The 2,576-nt window shown below is 69.4% G+C and carries 1 protein-coding gene; it reads left to right on the plus strand.

The features are described from left to right. Positions 1-674 precede the first annotated feature (674 nt). Positions 675-2,576, plus strand: a 1,902-nt coding sequence (gene mnmG / locus TsocGM_RS25525; RefSeq protein ID WP_126728280.1) for a tRNA uridine-5-carboxymethylaminomethyl(34) synthesis enzyme MnmG, incomplete at its 3' end; no start/stop codon positions are given.

Raw genomic sequence — 2,576 nt, forward strand, 5'->3', positions numbered from 1 at the left:
AAGCTGCGTCGGGCGACGACCTTGAGCTGATCGTCGAGGACGCACAGGACGATGGTCTTCTTGTGGAGGTCGATGCCGACGTGGTGCACGGGAGTCCTCCGGTTCGGTGGGGCAGGAGTTCGGTTCTGCACCTCCAGTCTTCCACCGGCTCGGGGCCCCGGGCCCCGTCGGCTCGACCTCCCCTCTCATAGTTTCAATTCGTCACACAACCCATTGACTACAAACACATTCCGACAACGTGCCTCAGCGCACCGATCGGGGCGCCCATCCCGAATCGGCCGTCCGCGGTCGGGGCCCTCGCCCGGCTCTCCCCGAGCGGCCTTGCTTCTCCTCGATCGCGACCGCGAGGAGACCTCCAGTCGCTTCCGGGGACGTGTGCGTTGCGCGGAACGAAGCCAACGGAAATCACGGAACCTCTTGTGAAACAAGCGTTTCCGACGCTCCCACTGGAGCGCACCGGAGCGCACCAGTCGGCGTCCCCTCTGCGTCTCGCCGGGCTTGGCGCCGAGCGTCGGCCTCCGGGAGCTCCGCTCTCCCGGGTTCGTCCTACGGCGGGGCCAGCGGTACAATGGCGAGGGACAGAAAGCCCGGGCCGATCACAAGCCTCCTCGCTCGAACGCCGCCGGCCTCAGGCGGCTCGGCCGGCCCCTTCGCGCACCGACGAGCTGGCGAGCATGATTCCCCGCACCGACCGCACCGACCCCTGCTCCTTTGATGTCGTCGTCATCGGCGCCGGTCACGCCGGCCTGGAGGCCGCGCTCGCGGCGAGCCGGATGGGTCGGCGCACGGCCCTGCTGACGCTCAATGCCGACGGCGTCGGCCAGATGAGCTGCAACCCGGCCATCGGAGGCGTCGCGAAGGGGCAGATCGCCCGGGAGGTCGACGCCCTCGGCGGCGCGATGGGCCTGCTGACCGACTCGGCCGGCCTCCAGTTCCGCCTGCTCAACCGAGGCAAGGGGCCAGCGATGCACAGCCCCCGAGCCCAGTGCGACAAGAAGGCGTATCAAATCCTCGCCAAGCTCGCCGTCGAGCGTCAGGAGCGTCTGACCCTCCGCCAGGAGCTGGTCGAGGCCGTCGAGGTCGATCGGGGACGAGCCGTTGGGGTCCGGGTTCGAGGCGGAGTGGTCTACCGGGGCCGGGCGGTGGTCCTCACCACCGGGACGTTTCTCCGGGCGTTGATGCACACCGGCGAGCAGCGGACCCCCGGCGGCCGGGCCGGCGACGTCTCGGCCGAGGGGCTCTCGGGCAGCCTCAAGGCCCTCGGCTTCGAGCTCCGACGCTTCAAGACCGGCACCCCCCCCCGCCTCAATGGCCGGACGATCGACTTCGACGGCCTCGAACCCCAGCCCGGCGACCCCGACCCCGTCCCCTTCTCCTTCCTGACGGACCGCCTGGAACAACCGCAGCTCGACTGTCACCTGACCTACACCAACCCCAAGGTCCACGACCTGATCCGGGCCAACCTCCACCGCGCCCCGATGTATTGCGGGCAGATTCAGAGCACCGGCCCCCGCTATTGCCCCTCCATCGAGGACAAGGTCGTCCGCTTCGCCGACCGAGACCAGCACCAGATCTTCCTCGAGCCCGAAGGCCGCCAGACGCTCGAGTATTATTGCAACGGCATCTCCACCAGCCTCCCCCGAGACGTGCAGGAGCGGATCATCCCCCTGATCCCCGGCCTGGAGCGCGCCGAGATCATGCGCTTCGGCTACGCCGTCGAGTACGACTTCGCCCCGCCGACCCAGCTCCTCCCGACCCTGGAAACCAAGACCGTTCCCGGCCTGTTCCTTGCCGGCCAAATCAACGGCACAACCGGGTACGAGGAGGCCGCCGCGCAGGGGATCGTCGCCGGCATCAACGCCGCGCTGACCAGCACCGGAGCCGAGCCGATCGTCCTCGACCGCACCTCGTCCTACATCGGGGTGCTCATCGACGACCTCGTGACGAAGGGGGTGGACGAGCCGTACCGCATGTTTACCAGCCGAGCGGAATACCGCCTCCTGCTCCGCCACGACAACGCCGACCTCCGCCTGACCGAGCTTGGTCGGCGGCTCGGGCTGGTCGACGACGATCGCTGGGCCCGGTTCGTTCGTCGCCGAGACCGGATCGCCGAGCTTCGCGCCCTGCTGCGTGCCGTGAGGATCGAGGGCCAGCCGCTCGAACAGATCCTCAAGCGTCCCGAGACGTCGTGGGCCGACCTTCAGGCCCTGCATCCCCCCCTCGCCGCGTTCGCCAGCGACGGGACCGGCGCCGCGGAGCAGGCGACCATCGAGGCCAAGTACGGCGGCTACATCGCCCGCCAAGCGATGGAGATCGAAAAGGTCCGCCGCCTGGAGGATAAGGCCATTCCCCCCGACTTCGACTACGACGCCATCCCCCAGCTCCGCGTCGAGGCCCGGGAGAAGCTCAACCGGATCCGCCCCCGCTCGATCGGGCAGGCCGGACGGATCAGCGGCCTGAACCCCTCCGACCTCTCGACGCTCCTGGTCTTCCTCAAGCGCCGGGCCGGCACGGCCGCCGACCTCATCCCGAGCACCCCGACCGCCCCCGAGCCCCCGTCCCCGTCTCCTCCCGCC

The organism is Tautonia sociabilis (assembly GCF_003977685.1).
Taxonomy (GTDB): domain Bacteria; phylum Planctomycetota; class Planctomycetia; order Isosphaerales; family Isosphaeraceae; genus Tautonia; species Tautonia sociabilis.